Source organism: Agrobacterium sp. SORGH_AS_0440, assembly GCF_031453135.1.
GTDB lineage: Bacteria > Pseudomonadota > Alphaproteobacteria > Rhizobiales > Rhizobiaceae > Agrobacterium > Agrobacterium pusense.
Map to the genome: position 1 here is coordinate 1,791,626 of NZ_JAVIYR010000001.1, position 17,189 is coordinate 1,808,814.

15 protein-coding genes and 1 pseudogene are annotated in these 17,189 nt (G+C 59.5%); 12 read left to right on the plus strand and 4 right to left on the minus strand.

Annotated features, from left to right (window positions below; genetic code table 11):
* Positions 1-4: 4 nt before the first annotated feature.
* Genes QE453_RS08110 through QE453_RS08120 form a run of 3 tightly spaced genes read left to right on the plus strand, consistent with a single transcriptional unit; the run spans position 5 to position 2,839 of the window.
* The gene (locus tag QE453_RS08110; protein WP_135856273.1) at positions 5-937 is read left to right on the plus strand and encodes a carbohydrate ABC transporter permease; all 933 of its coding nucleotides are present in this window, start codon (positions 5-7) and stop codon (positions 935-937) included.
* Positions 927-1,769: a carbohydrate ABC transporter permease gene (locus tag QE453_RS08115; protein WP_006697331.1), complete on the plus strand. Its 843-nt coding sequence runs from the start codon at positions 927-929 to the stop codon at positions 1,767-1,769. Before QE453_RS08110 ends, QE453_RS08115 begins: the two co-directional genes overlap by 11 nt.
* A gap of 17 nt (positions 1,770-1,786) precedes the next feature.
* Positions 1,787-2,839: an ABC transporter ATP-binding protein gene (locus QE453_RS08120; RefSeq protein ID WP_060942134.1), complete on the plus strand. Its 1,053-nt coding sequence runs from the start codon at positions 1,787-1,789 to the stop codon at positions 2,837-2,839.
* 60 nt (positions 2,840-2,899) lie between these two features.
* On the opposite strand, the gene QE453_RS08125 is transcribed toward QE453_RS08120, so the two are convergent.
* Genes QE453_RS08125 through QE453_RS08140 form a run of 4 tightly spaced genes read right to left on the minus strand, consistent with a single transcriptional unit; the run spans position 2,900 to position 6,390 of the window.
* Positions 2,900-3,637: an ABC transporter ATP-binding protein gene (locus tag QE453_RS08125; protein WP_135856271.1), complete on the minus strand. Its 738-nt coding sequence runs from the start codon at positions 3,635-3,637 to the stop codon at positions 2,900-2,902.
* Positions 3,634-4,479: an ABC transporter ATP-binding protein gene (locus tag QE453_RS08130; RefSeq protein ID WP_004444772.1), complete on the minus strand. Its 846-nt coding sequence runs from the start codon at positions 4,477-4,479 to the stop codon at positions 3,634-3,636. The genes QE453_RS08125 and QE453_RS08130 overlap by 4 nt, the downstream gene beginning before the upstream one ends.
* Complete coding sequence (locus QE453_RS08135; protein WP_034497999.1) at positions 4,466-5,365, minus strand: ABC transporter permease; 900 nt, start codon at positions 5,363-5,365, stop codon at positions 4,466-4,468. The genes QE453_RS08130 and QE453_RS08135 overlap by 14 nt, the downstream gene beginning before the upstream one ends.
* Positions 5,362-6,390, minus strand: a complete 1,029-nt coding sequence (locus QE453_RS08140) for an ABC transporter permease (RefSeq protein ID WP_034497997.1) — start codon at positions 6,388-6,390, stop codon at positions 5,362-5,364. Before QE453_RS08140 ends, QE453_RS08135 begins: the two co-directional genes overlap by 4 nt.
* Before the next feature lie 206 nt (positions 6,391-6,596).
* On the opposite strand from QE453_RS08140, the gene QE453_RS08145 reads away from it, so the two are divergent.
* The 9 genes and pseudogenes from QE453_RS08145 to ligD form a co-directional block, all read left to right on the plus strand.
* A complete protein-coding gene (locus QE453_RS08145) occupies positions 6,597-7,310 on the plus strand; it encodes a FadR/GntR family transcriptional regulator (protein WP_004444769.1) in 714 nt (237 codons plus the stop codon).
* Between the two features lie 67 nt (positions 7,311-7,377).
* On the plus strand, positions 7,378-8,358 hold the full coding sequence (locus QE453_RS08150) for a mannonate dehydratase (protein ID WP_135856269.1): 981 nt from the start codon (positions 7,378-7,380) through the stop codon (positions 8,356-8,358).
* Between the two features lie 124 nt (positions 8,359-8,482).
* Complete coding sequence (locus QE453_RS08155) at positions 8,483-10,021, plus strand: ABC transporter substrate-binding protein (protein ID WP_223216048.1); 1,539 nt, start codon at positions 8,483-8,485, stop codon at positions 10,019-10,021.
* A gap of 262 nt (positions 10,022-10,283) precedes the next feature.
* Positions 10,284-11,387, plus strand: a complete 1,104-nt coding sequence (locus QE453_RS08160; RefSeq protein ID WP_135856467.1) for a hypothetical protein — start codon at positions 10,284-10,286, stop codon at positions 11,385-11,387.
* A 186-nt stretch (positions 11,388-11,573) separates the two neighbouring features.
* Positions 11,574-13,913, plus strand: a complete 2,340-nt coding sequence (locus tag QE453_RS08165) for an EAL domain-containing protein (RefSeq protein ID WP_309776710.1) — start codon at positions 11,574-11,576, stop codon at positions 13,911-13,913.
* Between the two features lie 234 nt (positions 13,914-14,147).
* On the plus strand, positions 14,148-15,041 hold the full coding sequence (locus QE453_RS08170) for an SDR family oxidoreductase (protein ID WP_108081287.1): 894 nt from the start codon (positions 14,148-14,150) through the stop codon (positions 15,039-15,041).
* 41 nt (positions 15,042-15,082) lie between these two features.
* Entirely contained in the window at positions 15,083-15,370 is a 288-nt protein-coding gene (locus tag QE453_RS08175) for a hypothetical protein (protein WP_135856265.1), read from the plus strand.
* Positions 15,367-16,194 (plus strand): Ku protein, encoded by an 828-nt coding sequence (locus QE453_RS08180; protein WP_135856263.1) that lies wholly within the window; start codon positions 15,367-15,369, stop codon positions 16,192-16,194. The genes QE453_RS08175 and QE453_RS08180 overlap by 4 nt, the downstream gene beginning before the upstream one ends.
* 64 nt (positions 16,195-16,258) lie before the next feature.
* Positions 16,259-17,188, plus strand: a pseudogene (gene ligD, locus QE453_RS08185) (non-homologous end-joining DNA ligase); the annotation flags it as partial.
* Position 17,189: the final 1 nt, after the last annotated feature.

The window sequence follows — 17,189 nt, forward strand, 5'->3', positions numbered from 1 at the left end:
AACCATGGCTGTCGCGCAGGATATTGCCCGTACTCAGGATCGTCCGGCCCCGGCGTTCTGGACCATCGCGCGGCGCGACAGCCTTGCGGGATTCCTGTTCATCGCCCCGCAGCTGATCGGCATCGTCATCTTTGTTCTGATCCCGCTCGGGCTGGTGTTCTGGTATTCGCTGCATGAATGGAATGTGCTTGCCAACACCTTCACCTATACGGGTGCGCAGAACTACCGGATGTTGGTCGAGGACGACAATCTTCGCGACGTCCTTGGCGCGACGGCGATTTTTTCGGCCGGGCTCGTCGTGTTCAACCTGTCACTGGCGTTGCTTCTGGCCGTATTGCTGAACCAGAAACTGGCTGGCATCGCGATATTCAGGACGCTGTTCTTCTCGCCGGTTGTCGTTTCGCTGGTTGCCTGGACGATCGTCTGGGGGTTCCTGTTGCAGAAAAATGGCGGCATCAACGGCATGTTGCTGATGGCCGGCATCGAAGGCCCCAACTGGCTGCGCGAGGAAACGACCGCGATGATTTCAGTCATCGTCGTGCAGGTCTTCAAGAATGTCGGGCTTAACATGATCCTGTTTCTGGCGGCACTTCAGGGTGTGCCGAAAGAACTTTACGAAGCCGCCCGCATCGATGGCGCGCCCGCCTTCAAGCAGTTTCGTCGCATTACCCTGCCGCTGATCAGCCCGACGATCCTGTTAACCTCGATCATTACGATTGTTGGCTCGCTGCAGGTTTTTGCGCAGATCGCAGTTCTGACCCAGGGGGGGCCGGGTCTCTCGACCACGGTGCTGGTCTATTACCTCTATCAGCAGGCCTTCCAGTTTCATTTCTTTGGCTACGGCTCGACGCTGTCCATCCTGCTGTTTGTGATCGTCGCCGTACTGACCTTCGCCCAGTGGCAGATGCGCAAGAGGATCGTCTTTTATGAAAGCTGACCTTTCCCCACGCATGCAGGTCGCTCTTTACGGGGTGTTGTGCGTGCTCCTGATCCCGTTCGTCTTTCCGACCTGGTGGATGGTGACGTCATCGATCAAGCCGATCAGTGATATCTTCGCCTTCCCGCCGCAATTCTTCCCGCAAAACCAGGACTGGACGAGCTATTCCAAGGTCTTCGAGTTGCAGCCTTTCGTGCGGCAATACTGGAACTCCGCCTATATCGCAGCTGTCGTGACGGCAGGAACGATGATCATATCGTCCATGGCAGGCTATGCTTTTGCGCGGATCCGGTTTCCGGGCGCAAATCTCATTTTCATGGTCGTGCTGCTTGGCCTGCTCATTCCGTCGGAAGTCACGATCGTACCGCTGTTTCAGATGTTTCTGAAGGCGGGCATGGTCAACACACACTGGCCACTCATTCTTGTGCCGATCTTCGGTGCGCCCAGTGTTTTTGCCACTTTCGTCATGCGGCAGTTCTTCGTGACGCTGCCCGCCGAGCTTGAAGAGGCGGCGCGCGTCGATGGTCTCGGGCGCTTCAAGATATTCCGCAAGATCGCGCTGCCGCTGGCAAAACCGGCGCTGGCCTCGGTTGCGATCTTTACCTTCCTGCACTCCTGGAACCTGTTCCTTGAGCCCATCGTCTTTCTCTCCAGCGCAGAGATGTTCACGCTGCCACAGGCGCTGACCCAATATACCGACGCCTATGGCGGACCGATGTGGAATATCCAGCTTGCCGCAGCGACGCTGACGGCGCTGCCCGTGCTCATCGTCTTCGTGATTGCCCAGAAGCAGTTCGTCGAAGGCCTCGCCCATACCGGCCTCAAGGGCTGAAGAACCGGATTTAATCGATGGCTAACGTAATTCTGTCCGACATCCGCAAAAGCTATGGTGCGGTAAAAACCATTCACGGCGTCGATCTCGATATCAGGGATGGCGAATTTGTCGTCCTCGTCGGACCCTCCGGCTGCGGCAAGTCGACCCTGCTGCGGATGGTCGCCGGTCTCGAAACGATCACGGGTGGCGAACTCAAGATCGGCGAGCGGATCGTCAACGATCTCGATCCCAAGGACCGCGACATCGCCATGGTGTTCCAGTCATACGCGCTTTATCCGCATATGACGGTCGCAACCAATATGGGCTTTTCGCTGGAGCATCGCGGCTCAAGCAAACAGGAAATTGCTGAGAAGGTAAACTGGGCGGCAGAGATCCTTGGTCTCACCGCATTGCTCGACCGTTATCCCCGTCAGCTCTCCGGCGGTCAGCGCCAGCGCGTTGCAATGGGTCGCGCAATCGTTCGCAATCCGCAGGTGTTCCTGTTCGACGAACCCCTCTCAAACCTTGATGCCAAACTGCGCGTCGTGATGCGTGGCGAGATCAAGGCTTTGCATCAGAAACTCAGGACCACCACGATCTATGTGACGCATGACCAGGTGGAAGCGATGACGATGGCTGACAGGGTCGTCGTGCTGAACGGCGGCCGTGTCGAACAGGTCGGCACGCCGCTCGAACTTTACGACCGTCCGGCAAACCAGTTCGTTGCCGGCTTCATAGGCTCACCTTCCATGAATTTTCTGCCCGGCGTGATATCGAAAGCCGGTTTTGAAACCGGCGGTGTGGTCTTGCCATTGCCGGCCGCGGCCGCCGCTTTTGCGGGAAAAGGGGCGACTTATGGCATCCGGCCCGAGCACCTCGCCCTTGATCCCTCGGGCGTACCGGCCGAGATCCTGCTCGTCGAACCGCTGGGATCGGAAACGCAGGTCACCATGACACTGGGTGGTTCGCGGGTGCTCGGCGTTTTTCGCGAACGCATAGGCCAGGCGGTCGGCGAGGAGATAAGGATATCCCCGTCTTTGGACGGCATTCATCTGTTTTCGGACGAAAACGGCAATCGGCTGAACTGAGACCCGGCGCGCGTCCAGAAAGGTCCGGCCGCGCTTCAGCCATCTCCGCGACCGATCATCTCAAAGAAAGCTGCTCTCGAACAGCTCGCCTGAATAGGCGGCATGGGTAATTCCTGCTTCAAGGTCGGCCTTGGTCAGCTCATCCACAAAAACGCCGTTCTGCATCACCAGCACGCGGTCGCACATATGGGCGATGACAGCCAGATCATGGCTGACGAGAACAAAGGTCAGATCGCGTTCTTCGCGCTGGTCGGCAAGAAGGTTGAGGATTTCGGCCTGGATGGAAACGTCGAGCGCGGATGTCGGTTCATCGAGCAGCAGGATCGGTGGTTCGAGGATTAGCGCGCGGGCGATTGCCACGCGCTGGCGCTGACCGCCGGAAAGTTCATGCGGGAACCGCTCGGCAAAATGCGCAGGCAGGCCAACCTGTTGCAGGGCGGCGGGAACCTTCGACCAGCCGTCGCCAAGCCCCATGGCGCGGATGGGCTCGGCCAGAGCCCGACCGATGCGGTGGCGAGGATGCAGCGAACCGTAGGGATCCTGAAACACCATCTGGGCCAGTTTCAGTTCGTCGCGGCTGCGGGTCTTGCCGACCGGTTTTCCATTAAAGCTTATCGAGCCGGTCCAGCCACCCTCCAGACCTGCCAGCGAGCGCAGCAAGGTCGATTTTCCGCAGCCGCTCTCGCCGACGATTCCGAGGGTTTCGCCTTTGTTGACCGTAAGGCTGACGCCGCGTACGACGTGGTTACGTTTTTCCTTGGCGCCGTAGACGACGTCGAGCTTGTCTACCGTGATCATCGCATCACCTCCGCATCGATTGCCTGACGATCCAACACCTTGAGGCGCCTGACCGGATTGCGGGGATCGGGCATGGCCGCGATCAGGCCGCGCGTATAGGGATGCTGCGCATCTTCAAGCTTCGTCAGCGTTTCCACCACGCGCCCGCCATACATGACCAGCACGCGTTCGCAGAAGGCAGCCACCATGCGGATGTCGTGGCTGATGAGGATCAGGCCCGAATTATTCTCGCGCACCATCTCGTCCAGAAGCAGAAGTACATCCTTGCGCACGCTGACATCGAGGGCCGAGGTCGGTTCGTCGGCGATGACAAGCTTCGGCTTGGCGAGCAGCATCATGGCGATCATCACCCGCTGCCCCATGCCACCCGATATCTGGTGTGGATAAAGCGCCATGACGCGGTCGGGATCGTTGATACGCACGCGCAGCAGCATGTCGCGCGCAGCAGCCCTTGCCGCCTGGCCGGTAAGCGCCAGATGCAGTTCGGCGGCTTCCGCCACCTGTTTGCCGATGGGCAGCACCGGGTTCAGCGAATAACGCGGGTCCTGCATGATCAGCGCCATCTCGCTGCCACGGATCGCGCCCATCTGCCGTTCGGTTTTTGTGAGCAGCGGTTCGCCGAGAAAATCCATTTTCTCCGCCGTCACCGTCGCGCTCTTTGGCAAAAGGCGCATGGCGGCCCGGCCGGTGGTGGATTTGCCGGAACCGGACTCACCGACGATACCAACCCTTTCGCGGCCGACGTCGAAATTGACGTTGGAAACGGCGGAAATGGCATTGCGCCCAAAACGGACATTGAGGTCGCGTACCGAGAGTATGGGAGTGCTGTCAGGAACGGGCATGACGCGGATCCAGAAGGTCGCGCAGCGTATCGCCGGCGATGTTGAAGGCAAGGCTCGTCAGCAGGATGGCGATGCCGGGCATGACGGCGACCCACCAGTAATCGAGCATGAATTTGCGGCCGCTGGAGATCATCGCACCCCATTCAGGCAACGGCGGTTGCGCCCCGAGGCCGAGAAAACCGAGCGAAGCAGCCGTCAGGATGATGCCCGCCATGTTCAGCGTGAGGCGAACGATGACCGAAGGGATGCACATCGGCGCGATATAGAGAAACAGGATGCGCAGCGGCGAGGCACCGTAGAGGCGGGCGGCGGCCACATAATCGGTGTTTCGCACCACCAGTGCTTCCGCGCGGGCGAGACGCGCAATCGGTGGCCACGCCGTCAGCGAGATCGCGATGATCGCTGTTCCGAGACCGGCTCCCATCGCTGCCGCAAAGGCAAGTGCGAGCACGAGCGAGGGGAAGGAGAGGACGATATCGGTCGCGCGCATTAAGATGGCATCGGTGCGCCCGCCGAAGAAACCGGCCATGACGCCAATCGCAAGGCCGATCGGACCGACGATGACCGAGACCGACAGGACGGTCTGGATGGTGATGCGGGTGCCGTAGACGAGCCGGCTGAAAATATCGCGGCCAAACTCGTCGGTTCCGGCCAGATGCGCCCAGCTTGGCGGCTGAAGCGCGTTTTCGAGCGCCTGGCGGGCAGGATCGTAAGGCGCAATGAGCGGAGCGAAAATGGCGACCAGAACCAGGACCGCCAGAATGGCGAAGCCGAACATCCCAAGTGGCTCGTCTGCGAGTTTCCTAAGTGTCCGCACGGTTGTGGTCGACAGGCGCGACAGGACGCCGGGGCGATCAACGGTATTGTTTTGCGCGATATCGGTCATCGTGCGGCCTCCCGTGTGCGGGGATCAAGCGTGGTGTAGGCCAGATCGGCGAGGAAGTTGAGCAACATGAATATGAAGCCGATGACGATCGTGGCGGCGAGGATCGCATTCATGTCGCCGATGAGCAGCGCATTGGTCATATATTGGCCGATGCCCGGCCAGGAAAAGACGATCTCGGTCACCACGGCGCCTTCCAGCAGATTGCCGTAGGAAATTGCCAGTACAGTTATGAGCTGCACGGCGATATTGGGCAGTACATGGCGTGTTATGGTGCGTGCGGGACTGACACCTTTTGCCCGCGCCGCGATCACATAGTCCTGGCTCAGCTGTTCGAGGGTGAAGGCCCTCGTCATGCGGGTGATATAGGCCATGGCCATATAGGCAAGGATTACGGCCGGCAGGATGATGTGTCCGAGCGCGTTCCAGAAGATTTCCGTCTCGCCCGCAAGCAGGCTGTCGACCAGCATCAGGCCGGTTCTGGGTTCCACAAGGCCCTCGTAGAACACGTCCACCCGGCCGGGCCCTCCGACAAGATTGAGACTGGCATAAAAAATGACGAGCCCGACAATGCCGAACCAGAAGACAGGTATCGAATGTCCAACCAGCGCAAAGACACGCGCGAACTTGTCGATGAACGTATCGCGAAACAGGGCTGCTGCAAGACCGAGGGGAACGCCGATGACCGTCGAGATGATGATCGCCAGGGTCGCGAGTTCGAAGGTTGCGGGGAAGGCCTGCGCCAGATCGCGCGTCACGGGATTGCCTGTCAGGATCGCGATACCGAAATCCCCATGCAGCAGACCACGCAAGTAAATGAAGAACTGCTGATAAAGTGGCAGATCAAGGCCAAGGCGCGCCCTCATGGCCTCATAGGCCTTTGGATCGGCAAGCTCGCCGACGATTGCTCCGACCGGATCGGTCGGCATCACACGGCCTATGATGAAGGTGATGCAGAGCAGGATGAAGAGGCTGACGATCAGTTGCAGAAAACGATGCCCAAGCCCGCGCAGTGAAATCTCCGTCATTGCTGGCCGCACTTCCTTGAGAGAAATCCGTGGGCGGCCGGCCCTTTGGCCGCTGCTCGCCGCAGACGCGCAATTCTCTTTTGTAAAAACTCTTGATGGTACTTCATCCCAACCCCTCCCTGAGTTAACATGAAAACATATGACGTGCCGCCACGTCATCATATGAGTAACGAAGGGATTCGTATTCTGCAAGAGGGAAGACTGGCATGATTGGCGACAAAGCGAGGCCGCGGGAGAGGCGGGCGCAACAGATCATCGATAATCTCAGCGCAGAAATTCGCAGTGGAAAACTGAAAAATGGCGACCAGCTTCCCACGGAGCCGCAATTGGAACGCGCTTATGGCGTGAGCCGGACGGTGGTCCGCGAAGCGATTGCCGATTTGCGTTCTGCCGGTTACGTCGTCCCTATCCAGGGCAAGGGGGTTTTTGTCAGTAGCGACAGTGAATGGGCCGGCGTGAAGCTGACGCAGTCTGAAGTTGGCACCATTGCCGAGACGCTGGAAATGCTGGAGTTCCGCCTGGCAACGGAAGGGGAGGCGGCGGCGATCGCAGCCTATCGCCGGACGGCCCAGCAGGAAGCGGCAATCTCGGCGGCGCACCGGAAAATGGCCCGTGCCATCGACGCTGGCGAATCAACCGTCGATGCGGATTACGAATTCCATTCGGCCATCGCGACCGCAACCAATAACCGCTTCTATCTGGAGGCATTGCGCCAGTTCGGTTCACGCTCGATACCGCGTGGGCAGTTCCCAACGCTGCCTGAAACCGGCGACGCGAATTATCTTCGCAAAGTCCAGGCCGAGCACGAGGCAATCCTGCGCGCCATCGTCGAGCAGGATCCCGATGCGGCCCGAAAAGCCATGCGTGAACACATGCTGGCAAGCCAGCGGCGATACAGGCTGCTCTCGGAGGCGCAATAGCATCTCGACACTCATCTTATTTCATGCGATGTCATATGATGACTTGCATGGAGAGAGGAGAGAATCGATGTATGTCGGCACCCAGGTTGCTGCGCGCGATGACGAGGATTACAAGGTCTGGGCGCAGCTCGGCGTCAAAAACATCAGTGCGGATCCGCCCGGAGCACCCGCGAGCTGGACTTTCGAGGATTTCGAGCGCCACCGTGACAAGGTCGAAAGCTTTGGCCTTGTCCTCGATATGGTGCAACTGCCGTTGCCGTCCCGGCCCATCGAGCAGGCGTCATATCCCGATATCCTGCTTGCCGGCCCGGATCGCGACCGGCAGATCGATGCCGTCTGCACGATGATCGAAAACATCGCGAGGGCTGGAATTCCTGCCGCGAAATACAATCTCAACCTCATTGGCATTCCGCGCACGGAGATGGAGCGCGGCCGTGGCGGTTCCCTCAACGAGGCATGGCGCTGGGACAAGGCGGACCATGATGCCGCACCGGGCCTCGCCGGCGTTCTGTCCGAAGACGAGAACTGGGAACGCATCGACTACTTCCTCGAACGCGTCGTGCCGGTTGCCGAAAGCAACAGGGTGCGTCTCGCCTGCCACCCCCATGATCCCTATACACCGCCAGGCTACAGGGGCGTCACCCGTGTGCTCGGAACGGTCGATGGGCTGAAGAAGTTCGTGCAGATGCGCGAGAGCCCCTATCACGGCCTGAATTTCTGTCAGGGGTCAATCGGCGAGATGCTTGATGATCCGCGCGAGGAGATCGACGACATCATCCGCTGGTTCGGCAGCCGCGACAAGATTTTCAACGTCCACTTCCGCAACATCAGCGGCGGGAAATTGTCCTTCATGGAGACTTTCCCCGATGAGGGGGACATGGACATGGTGCGCTCGCTGAAACTCTATCACGAACTCGGTTATCGCTACATGATCATGCCGGACCATGTGCCGACGATTGCCGGACGCGATCCCGTCGGCGTCGCTTTCGCCTTCTGCTACGGCTACATCACAGCCTTGATCGAAGCACTTGATAACAAACATCTTTGACCGTTTTGGCCCGCGACGCCCCGCTGCGTCGCGGCTTTTCCCGAACATCAATTACCGATCTGTAGGAGGAGCAGGTATGAAAAAAACATTGATCCGTCTCGCATTCACCACCGTTCTTGGCGCTATGCTCGTGCAGGGATCGCCCGTCGCGGCCAAAACCCCCAACGACCAGCTGGTTATCGGCACGTCGCTGGCCCAGGTGCTGTCACTCGACCCCCATCAGGCCACCGAGGCAAAAGCCAATGAAATCATGGCCAATCTTTATGATCGCCTGATCTCGGTGGACGGTTCCGGCAAGGTTTCGCCGCAGCTCGCCGAGCGCTGGGAAACGGATGAGAAAGGCATCACCTTTCATCTTCGCGAGGCGAATTTCGCCTCCGGTAACCCGGTGACCTCGGCCGATGTGGTTTATTCGCTCAGCCGCCTTCTGAAGATGAACCAGGCGGCCGCAGCGAACCTCAAGCGTGTGGGCTACAATGCCGACAATATCGACAAGCTGGTAAGTGCTCCGGATGAAAAAACGGTTCGCGTCGATCTTTCAGGTGAAACGACTTCGGAATTGCTGCTCTATCGCCTCGCCATGGTCATTGCCAGCGTGGTCGACAGCAAGGAACTGAAGTCCCACGAGGTCAATGATGACTGGGGGAATGCATGGCTGAGAACGAATTCGGCCGGCTCCGGCCCTTTCACCCTCAACCGCTGGTCGCCGAATGAGATCATCATTCTGGAGGCGAATAAGGACTATGTGGCCGGCAGCCCCAAAATGCGCCGCGTCATCGTGCGGCATGTGCCGGAAAGCCAGGTTGAGCGCCTGATGCTGGAGCGCGGCGATATCGACATCGCCAGCGCGCTGACGGCTGCGGATCTCGCGACCTTCAACAACAAGGACGGTTTCCAGATCCAGCGTGTGCCGACGGGCGGTTTTTACGTCCTGTCCATGAATGCCGGCAAGGAGCCCCTGTCCAACCCCAAGGTCCGCGAAGCGATCGCCTACGGCATCGACTACAAGGGTATGGAAAAAACCATCATGGGTCCCTACGGCCGGGCGCGCACGGTGCCCGTGCCGGAAAACTTCGAATATGCCATTCCGAGCCCGGATTGGAAGCTCGACGTGGAGAAGGGAAAAGCGCTCCTCAAGGAGGCCGGCTACGAGAACGGTTTCACGCTCAATCTGAAGACGATCGCGCAGACGCCGCGCATCGACCTCGCCACTGCCATTCAGGCCACGCTCAGCCAGATTGGTATCAAGGTCAATATCCAGCAGGGTAACGGCTCGGACGTGATTGCCGCGCACCGCGCGCGGGATTTTGATCTGCTCATTCCGCAGACCGGAGCCTACATGCCGAATGTTCTGGGCTCGATGGAGCAGTTCTCCAGCAACCCGGACAACTCGCTTGCCGCCAACAACGCCGGCAATTTCGTCTGGCGCTCGGCCTGGGATATTCCGGAACTGACCGCGCTCACGGCAAAGGCGTCGCTCGAGCCTGATGCCAAGAAGCGCGGGGAAATCTACACCCAGATGCAGGAAATGTTCGTCGCGCAGAAGCCGGCGGTGCTGCCGATGTTCGAGAGATTCGAGCCGATCGTGCTGAACGCACGCGTCAAGGATTATGTGGGCCACCCCAGCCAGACGACCCGGCTTGAAAAGGTCACGAAGGACTGACGGCAAAGAATAGTTTGCGAACCAGGTGACGGGCGGTTTTACCGCCCGTTTTTATGCGTGACTGGGCCAATGCGTCAGAGTCTTCTCCCGCACGTTGACCAGGCATACGGCGCCGGGACGGGAGATGGTCGTGCGCCATCCCGTAATTTCAGGGGGTTTTCTCAAGGACTTCATCGGTTTAGACCGTGCGGCAACTTTTCCTTCCGTCGGGCGAGAGTCGCGAACTCCGCTCACCTACCTCCCGAAGAATGCGTTGACGACTATGAACCTTGCACAGATAAAACTTCCGTCTCGGCCACTCAGCCTCAAACGCGGCGTCATTTCGGTGCCGGCAGCCTATTATTTCTCCGTTCCCGTGCTTCTCGTAATCACGATTGTCATGCTGGTAGCCGAAGGCCCGGGCGTTGTGCGTGACTACAAGATCAGCCAGGATCCGCTGGAGATTGAAAACGGCGATATCAGCGGCAGCTGCAAGACACGCAAGGCGATCTTCACGACCTGCAAGGCCGATCTTTCCTACGACCATGCGGGCGTGAGCTACAAGAAGGATGTCGAGGTCATGTTCGTCGATCTCCATTCCGGCGATTACGAAACCGGGCTGGTCATCTCCGCGAAGAACCCGGAACTCGCAACGATTTCGCTGGGTCTGGACATGCTCTGGAACCGCATCATTACACTCGGCGTGTTCGTCTTTCTGCTTGGTTTCGGCAGTCTCGCCATGCTGTTCACACTTGTCCGCATGCTGCGGGTCCGCCTGCAGCTACGCAACCCGGCCCCTTTGACCGTTATTCCGGTGGCGCTGACGGCCGTTGCAGAAAAACGCAGCCGTCTTTTCGTGACCTATGCCGATACGGTCAGGGACGATAAAACCAAGCGGCAATCCTTCACGCATCTGGAACGGGGTCGCATTCCAGTTGTCATCGGCAATACCGGCAAACAGGATGTGGCGCTTGCAGTCCTGCATGGTAACGGCGCCTTGCCTGTCCTGCTTGACGATCAGCTGCAGCGGATCGACCTGACGGAACAGGAGCGGGCGGAAGCTCTCGCATCGCTTGCCCCGATGGTCGCGCACGAGACACAGGAGGCTGCCGCCGCCCAGGCCGCGTCGATGAACAAGGGACCCGGCTTCTTGCGCAGGCTCGGGACTTTCGTCGCCATTCTCGCCTTCATCATCGTGGCGGTCATGGGCTACTGGCTGTGGTATGTCACAAGCGCTCCGTCGCAATTCAACTCCCCCGGCATGGACATCAACAACATGCTGCCGGCGGCACTCAACGAGTGGGGCTGCGCCCGCCTGCAAGAACGCTTCTCTGACGGCCGGGCTCCGTTTGGCTGCGCCGCTGCGGATTATCAAAGCTGGAAATAAAGGGTTTTCCTTTTTACCGTCGGGTCGGTCTGCCGAAAAGCGTTACAGCCTGGCACACCGGCCCGGACTCTACTCAGGATTCTGGTCGAGAAGAGGCCATTATCAATAGTTGCATTAGAGATTTATAAATAAACCACTTTCATAGTGCCATCGTGAGCGGTTCTTCAGAGGCTGGGAGAGTGCATCATGTTCACGGTGCTGGAATGCGTTGCCGTCCAACACGATCGGGAGATCGTGCTTCTTGCGGCATTGATCTGTCTGCTGGGAATGCTCGCCTTTTTTCACCTCTTGTTGCGCGCTGAGGAAAGCCCCTCCAGCCGAAAGCCCTATTGGGTCCTGGTTGCCGCCTTCGCGGCGGGGCTCAGCGTCTGGGCCACCCATTTTGTCGCCATGCTTGCCTATAAGGGCACTGTTCCCATCGGCTTCGATTTTTACTTCACCGCGCTTTCGGCGGTTCTTGCCGTACTCGGCTTCTGGCTGGCGCTTACCGCCCGCACGCAGGCAATTTTCGGCCCGGTCATCGCCGCCACCCTGGTGACGCTCTCCGTTGCCGTCATGCATTTCGTCGGAATGGCGGGAATAGATGTCGCCGCCACGGTCAGCTACGATTGGGGGGCTGTTCTTGGCGGTTTTGCCGTCGCCTGGGCGTTTTTTCTTCTGTCCTCCTGGCTGTTTCACCGCCTCGGCTCCTGGAAGCGTATCGTTTTTCCCGCCGCCGCGTCGATCCTTGCAATCTGCGCGCTGCATTTCACTGCCGTGTCGGCCACCGTTCTCTCGCCCGATCCGTCCATTTCCGGACCCGACCCCGACAATCTCGGCCGGCTGATCATGATCGGCGCGGTTTCCGGCGTGACATTCCTGATCCTTTCCGCAACCGCGACCGCGGCGCTCGTGGACCGGTATCTCGTCGACCTCAAGGGTCTGGTCGACGCGACACTGGACGGTCTTGCGGTCGTGCGCGATGGCCGCATCGTCGAGCTGAATACGCGTTTCGCGGGCCTGCTGGGGCGCGATGAAACGTCGCTGGTCGGAAAGAATCCCGATGAACTTTTTCGGGCGACGGATGGGCAACCCGTCTATGTACCCCGTAATGCGCCCGTAGAGGCCATACGTGAGCGCGCCGACCGCGCGCAGGTGTTCGAACTCGCCGTGCGCACCATCGAATACCGAGGTCGTCCCTGCGAGGTCATGGCAATCCGCGACCTGACGGAGAAGCGTGAGGCGCAGCGGGAGATCGAATATCTTGCCCGCCACGATGTGCTGACCGGCCTTTCCAATCGCACCATGTTCCAGACGCGGCTGCGCCAGCAGATCGAACATTGCGGCGAGGGCGACGAATTTGCGCTGCTGGCGCTCGATCTTGACCGCTTCAAGGCGGTCAACGATATATTCGGCCATGCCGAAGGCGACAGGGTACTCAAGAAAGTCGCGGCGATTCTCGATGAATGCGCGAGATCTGGAGATGTGGTCGCCCGGCTCGGTGGTGATGAGTTCGTCATTCTGACCGCGCGGCATACCAAGGCGGAAGAAGCGCGCCTGCTTGCCGAGACGATCCTCGCCATGTTCGCCCTGAAAATGAATGCCGCCAATGATCCGACCGCCGTCGGTGTCAGCATCGGTATTGCCGTCTTTCCGCGCGACGGACTGGATGACGAGAGTATCCTGCATGCCGCCGATCTCGCGCTTTATCGGGCCAAGATGGGCGGCCGCGGCATATTGGCCTTTTACGACCCACTGATGGATCAGGAGGCACGCGAGCGTCGCCAGCTCGAGACGGATCTGAGGTTGGCAATCAATCGTGATGAGCTCGTGCTGAATTACCAGCCGGTCCTTTCCGTCGAATGCGGTGAGGTCGTCGGTTATGAGGCGCTGGTACGCTGGCAGCATCCCACAAGAGGCGTGGTGCCGCCGGACGTGTTCATCCCGATCGCCGAGGAAAGTGGTATCATCATCTCGCTCGGCGAATGGGTGCTGCGCGAGGCCTGCCGTCAGGCGAACACCTGGGCGCCGCATCTGAAAATCGCGGTCAATGTGTCGCCGCTGCAATTTTCCCTGGCCAATCTGGGCCATGTCGTCTGCACCATCCTGATGCAGACCGGCCTTTCGCCCAACCGGCTGGAACTGGAGATCACCGAAGCTGCCCTGCTGAAAGACCGCAAGGCGACGCTGACAATTCTGACCCAGCTCAAAGCGCTTGGCGTTGCCATTGTCATGGATGATTTCGGTACGGGTTACTCTTCACTCAGCAACCTGCAGAGCTTCCCTTTCGACAAGATCAAGATCGACCGCAGCTTCATCGCCGCCATGAGCGATGACGACAATGCCCGTGCCATCGTGCGCGCGGTTATCGGCCTTGGCCGCAGCCTCGATCTGCCGGTAACGGCGGAAGGTATCGAAACCGATGCGCAATATCGCATGGTCGTCGATGAAGGATGCGCGCAGGCTCAGGGCTATCTCTTTGGCAAGCCGGATGTGGCGCCGGCACAGGCCGCGGGTACAACCACGCGGAAGAAATATACTGTTTGAGGAAGGCGCGGCAGCGCGTGCGGCGCGCTGCCGGCCATCTCCATGTCGGCCATCCACGCTCGGTCATTCATCCTCCCAGCCTGATTTCATGGAACGAGAGCCTGCGCAGATCGTTAGGATTGCGTGTGGCGCGCCATGTTGTCCGTGCCCCTTCCGGCGCCGGACAAAGCTGTCGGATCAGCTTTTCCCGGGCCGCGCGCGACGAATGGACACCTTTTATTGGGAGAGCCCGCAATGACAGACCGCCTCGAGCCCCAGGATCCGCGCAGTCAGTATCCGCGCCCGCCTTTTTCGACGCCGGAGCAGGAGATGCCTGGTCTCGTGACAAACATGACGCCCCTTCCGGATCATGGGGAGAAGAGCTACAGGGGCTCGGGCAAGCTTGCCGGTCGCAAGGCGCTGATAACGGGCGGCGATTCCGGCATCGGCCGTGCGGTGGCAATAGCTTTCGCACGAGAAGGAGCGGATGTCGCGATCTCCTACCTTCCTGAAGAGGAATCCGACGCCGAGGAGGTGGTCGCGCTCATCGAGGCAGAGGGCCGTCTGGCGGTGGCGTTACCCGGCGACATTACCGATGAAGGCTGGTGTCGCGAGCTGGTCGAAAAAGCGGCTGGCGATCTCAACGGCCTGGATATTCTGGTAATCAATGCCGCAAGACAGCAATATCGCGAGGGCATCGAGGAACTGTCGACCGAAGATTTCGACCGCACGATGAAGACCAATCTCTATGCTCTTCACTGGATTGCGCAGGCCGCCGTTCCGCATCTCAAGCCAGGCGCTTCCGTTATCACCACGGCCTCGATACAGGCCTACGAGCCTTCTGCAATCCTCTTGGATTATGCGACCACAAAAGCGGGCATCGTGGCCTACACCAAAGCGCTCGCGAAGCAGCTGATAGACAAGGGTGTGCGCGCCAACGCTGTCGCACCGGGCCCGTTCTGGACGGCGCTGCAACCGAGCGGCGGCCAGCCCACCGAAAAGGTGCGCAATTTTGGCAAGGATAGCGATTTTGGCCGCCCCGGCCAGCCGGTGGAGCTTGCGCCGGTCTATGTTCTGCTCGCATCGCAGGACGGCAGTTTTATCAATGGTGAGGTTTACGGCGTGACCGGCGGCAAGGGTATTGCCTGAGACAATGACTCAGGCGCCAGCTGGCTGGTCGAGGAGCAGACATGAAAAGGCAAGAACGACGTTCGCAAACGGATGCAAAACCCTTCGATGTGCGCGACCGGCTTATACTGGCCCTTTACGCGCAGCTGAGGGCGGAAAGGCAGACGAGAGAGGCCATGGAATGGGTCATTCGCAATGGCGGCCTTTCCCCTGAAGTGCTGGAAGCCATGGCCTCCGACCCTGTGCCGGTTCTTGCGGAAGCGGACGTTCCTGCCATCGAGCGCATTCTTGCCGCAGACCGGAATGGCGGCCGCTCGTCGCGTAACGACAATCACGGGCGGGCGTCATGACCAGGAGGGCAAGCTGGAAAGGCCATCTGGTCTTTGGTGATTTGAATTGTGAGATCGGTCTTTATTCAGCGCTCACCTCGTCGGAGAAAATCTCGTTCAACATCGTCAACCGCAAGACGGGGCACCGCGTGGAGCGGCAATATGTGGATAGTGATACCGGCGAGGCGGTCGAACGGGACGAGCAGGTCAAGGGCTACGAACGCGATAATGGCGATTACATCGTCATCGAGGGTGACGAAATCTCAAAGCTGATGCCGGAAAATGACAAGGTCATCCGCATCCGGCATTTCCTCCAGTGCGACGACATAGACAAGCTCTTCTTCGATAGGTCCTATTATCTAGCGCCGACACAGGAAGGTGGCGAGGAGGCGCTGACGCTTCTCGCCAGAGCGATGGAAGACGAAAATGTTGCTGCCCTCGGAGAGGCCGTGCTGTTCCGGCGTAACCGCGTGGTCCTCATCCGGCCGAGCGGCAGGGCGCTCGTCGCAACCACGCTGAACTTTGGTTACGAGGTTCGGGCAGAGAACACCGTCTTCAAATCCATCCCGGACATCGAGTTCGATGACGAAATGCTGGAACTTGCCGGTCATATCATCGAAACGCGGGCCGGCACCTTCGATCCCTCCGATTATAGCGACCGTTACAACGATGCCCTTGCGGAGCTGGTGAAAGCCAAGATTGAAGGCCGGGAAATCCGCAAGCGGGCACCGCAGAAACAGGACAATGTGATTGATCTCAAGGAGGCGCTTCGTCGCAGCGCAAGGGAAGACACCGGAAAAAAAGCGAAGCCGTCAGGCCGCAAGACGTCGCGGAAAGCGAGCTGATCCATGGATTGCAGACCCATAACGCCAAAGGCAGCTTCGATAAGACCCTGAGCCCAAAAGGACGAAGGATAAGCCTGCTCAAGAAATTGAACGCGAGGAGAAGGCCGTGAACGACACCAGGCCGCCGCAGTCTGCCATCCAGTTCACTCACCCGGAGCGCCTCTACTGGCCGGATGACGGCGTGACGAAGGAAGGTCTTGCCGATTATTATGCCCAGGTCTGGAAGCAGATGGCGCCCTTCGTGGTCAACAGGCCGCTGGCGCTGCTGCGCTGCCCGGAGGGTATAGAAGGGCAGCGGTTTTTCCAGAAACACGCCTGGCGCGGCATCAACAAGGCCATAGAACAGATCAGGGATCCAAAGGACAAGGCCGGTGAGCCCCTGATCCGCATCACCGATTTTGACGGCATGATGGCGCTCGTGCAGTCTGCGGCGCTTGAAATCCACCCGTGGGGAGCGACCACCGCGAGCTGGGAAAAGCCGGATATGATCACCATGGATATAGATCCCGCCGAGGATGTCTCCTGGGAGAATGTGATAGAGGCGGCGCTCGAACTGAAGCGGCGTTTTGAAGCGGCGGGTCTGGCAGCTTTCGTCAAGACATCAGGCGGCAAGGGGCTTCATGTAGTCGCCCCGCTGAAGCCGCAGGCGGGCTGGACGGCAGTCAAGGCATTTGCCAAAGCCATGGCCGCAGAGATGTCGAAGGCCGAGCCGGACAGGTATCTCTCGGTCGCAACCAAGGCAAAACGCAAAGGCCGGATTTTCATCGACTATCTGCGCAACGGTCGCGGCAATACCGCGGTGGCGCCTTATTCGACCCGGGCGCGGCCGGGTGCGGCGGTCTCCGCCCCCCTCGAATGGTCCGAACTCACGGCCGATATCGGTCCTGCCCACTTCACGGTCAACAATATCGGGGCACGTCTTTCCGCACTGAAGAATGATCCCTGGGAGGGCTTTTTTGCCGCCGCGGAGGTTTTGCCGAAAAAGGCGCGCTAAG

Excerpts from the sequence above, each read along its gene's own strand:
- QE453_RS08150 (WP_135856269.1), top strand. The coding sequence starts at position 7,378 with ATGTATGTCGGCACCCAGGTTGCTGCGCGCGATGACGAGGATTACAAG.
- QE453_RS08130 (WP_004444772.1), bottom strand. The coding sequence starts at position 4,479 with ATGCCCGTTCCTGACAGCACTCCCATACTCTCGGTACGCGACCTCAAT.
- QE453_RS08145 (WP_004444769.1), top strand. The coding sequence starts at position 6,597 with ATGATTGGCGACAAAGCGAGGCCGCGGGAGAGGCGGGCGCAACAGATC.
- QE453_RS08125 (WP_135856271.1), bottom strand. The coding sequence starts at position 3,637 with ATGATCACGGTAGACAAGCTCGACGTCGTCTACGGCGCCAAGGAAAAA.
- QE453_RS08175 (WP_135856265.1), top strand. The coding sequence starts at position 15,083 with ATGAAAAGGCAAGAACGACGTTCGCAAACGGATGCAAAACCCTTCGAT.
- QE453_RS08140 (WP_034497997.1), bottom strand. The coding sequence starts at position 6,390 with ATGACGGAGATTTCACTGCGCGGGCTTGGGCATCGTTTTCTGCAACTG.
- QE453_RS08160 (WP_135856467.1), top strand. The coding sequence starts at position 10,284 with ATGAACCTTGCACAGATAAAACTTCCGTCTCGGCCACTCAGCCTCAAA.
- QE453_RS08155 (WP_223216048.1), top strand. The coding sequence starts at position 8,483 with ATGCTCGTGCAGGGATCGCCCGTCGCGGCCAAAACCCCCAACGACCAG.
- QE453_RS08110 (WP_135856273.1), top strand. The coding sequence starts at position 5 with ATGGCTGTCGCGCAGGATATTGCCCGTACTCAGGATCGTCCGGCCCCG.
- QE453_RS08180 (WP_135856263.1), top strand. The coding sequence starts at position 15,367 with ATGACCAGGAGGGCAAGCTGGAAAGGCCATCTGGTCTTTGGTGATTTG.
- QE453_RS08170 (WP_108081287.1), top strand. The coding sequence starts at position 14,148 with ATGACAGACCGCCTCGAGCCCCAGGATCCGCGCAGTCAGTATCCGCGC.
- QE453_RS08120 (WP_060942134.1), top strand. The coding sequence starts at position 1,787 with ATGGCTAACGTAATTCTGTCCGACATCCGCAAAAGCTATGGTGCGGTA.
- QE453_RS08165 (WP_309776710.1), top strand. The coding sequence starts at position 11,574 with ATGTTCACGGTGCTGGAATGCGTTGCCGTCCAACACGATCGGGAGATC.
- QE453_RS08115 (WP_006697331.1), top strand. The coding sequence starts at position 927 with ATGAAAGCTGACCTTTCCCCACGCATGCAGGTCGCTCTTTACGGGGTG.
- QE453_RS08135 (WP_034497999.1), bottom strand. The coding sequence starts at position 5,365 with ATGACCGATATCGCGCAAAACAATACCGTTGATCGCCCCGGCGTCCTG.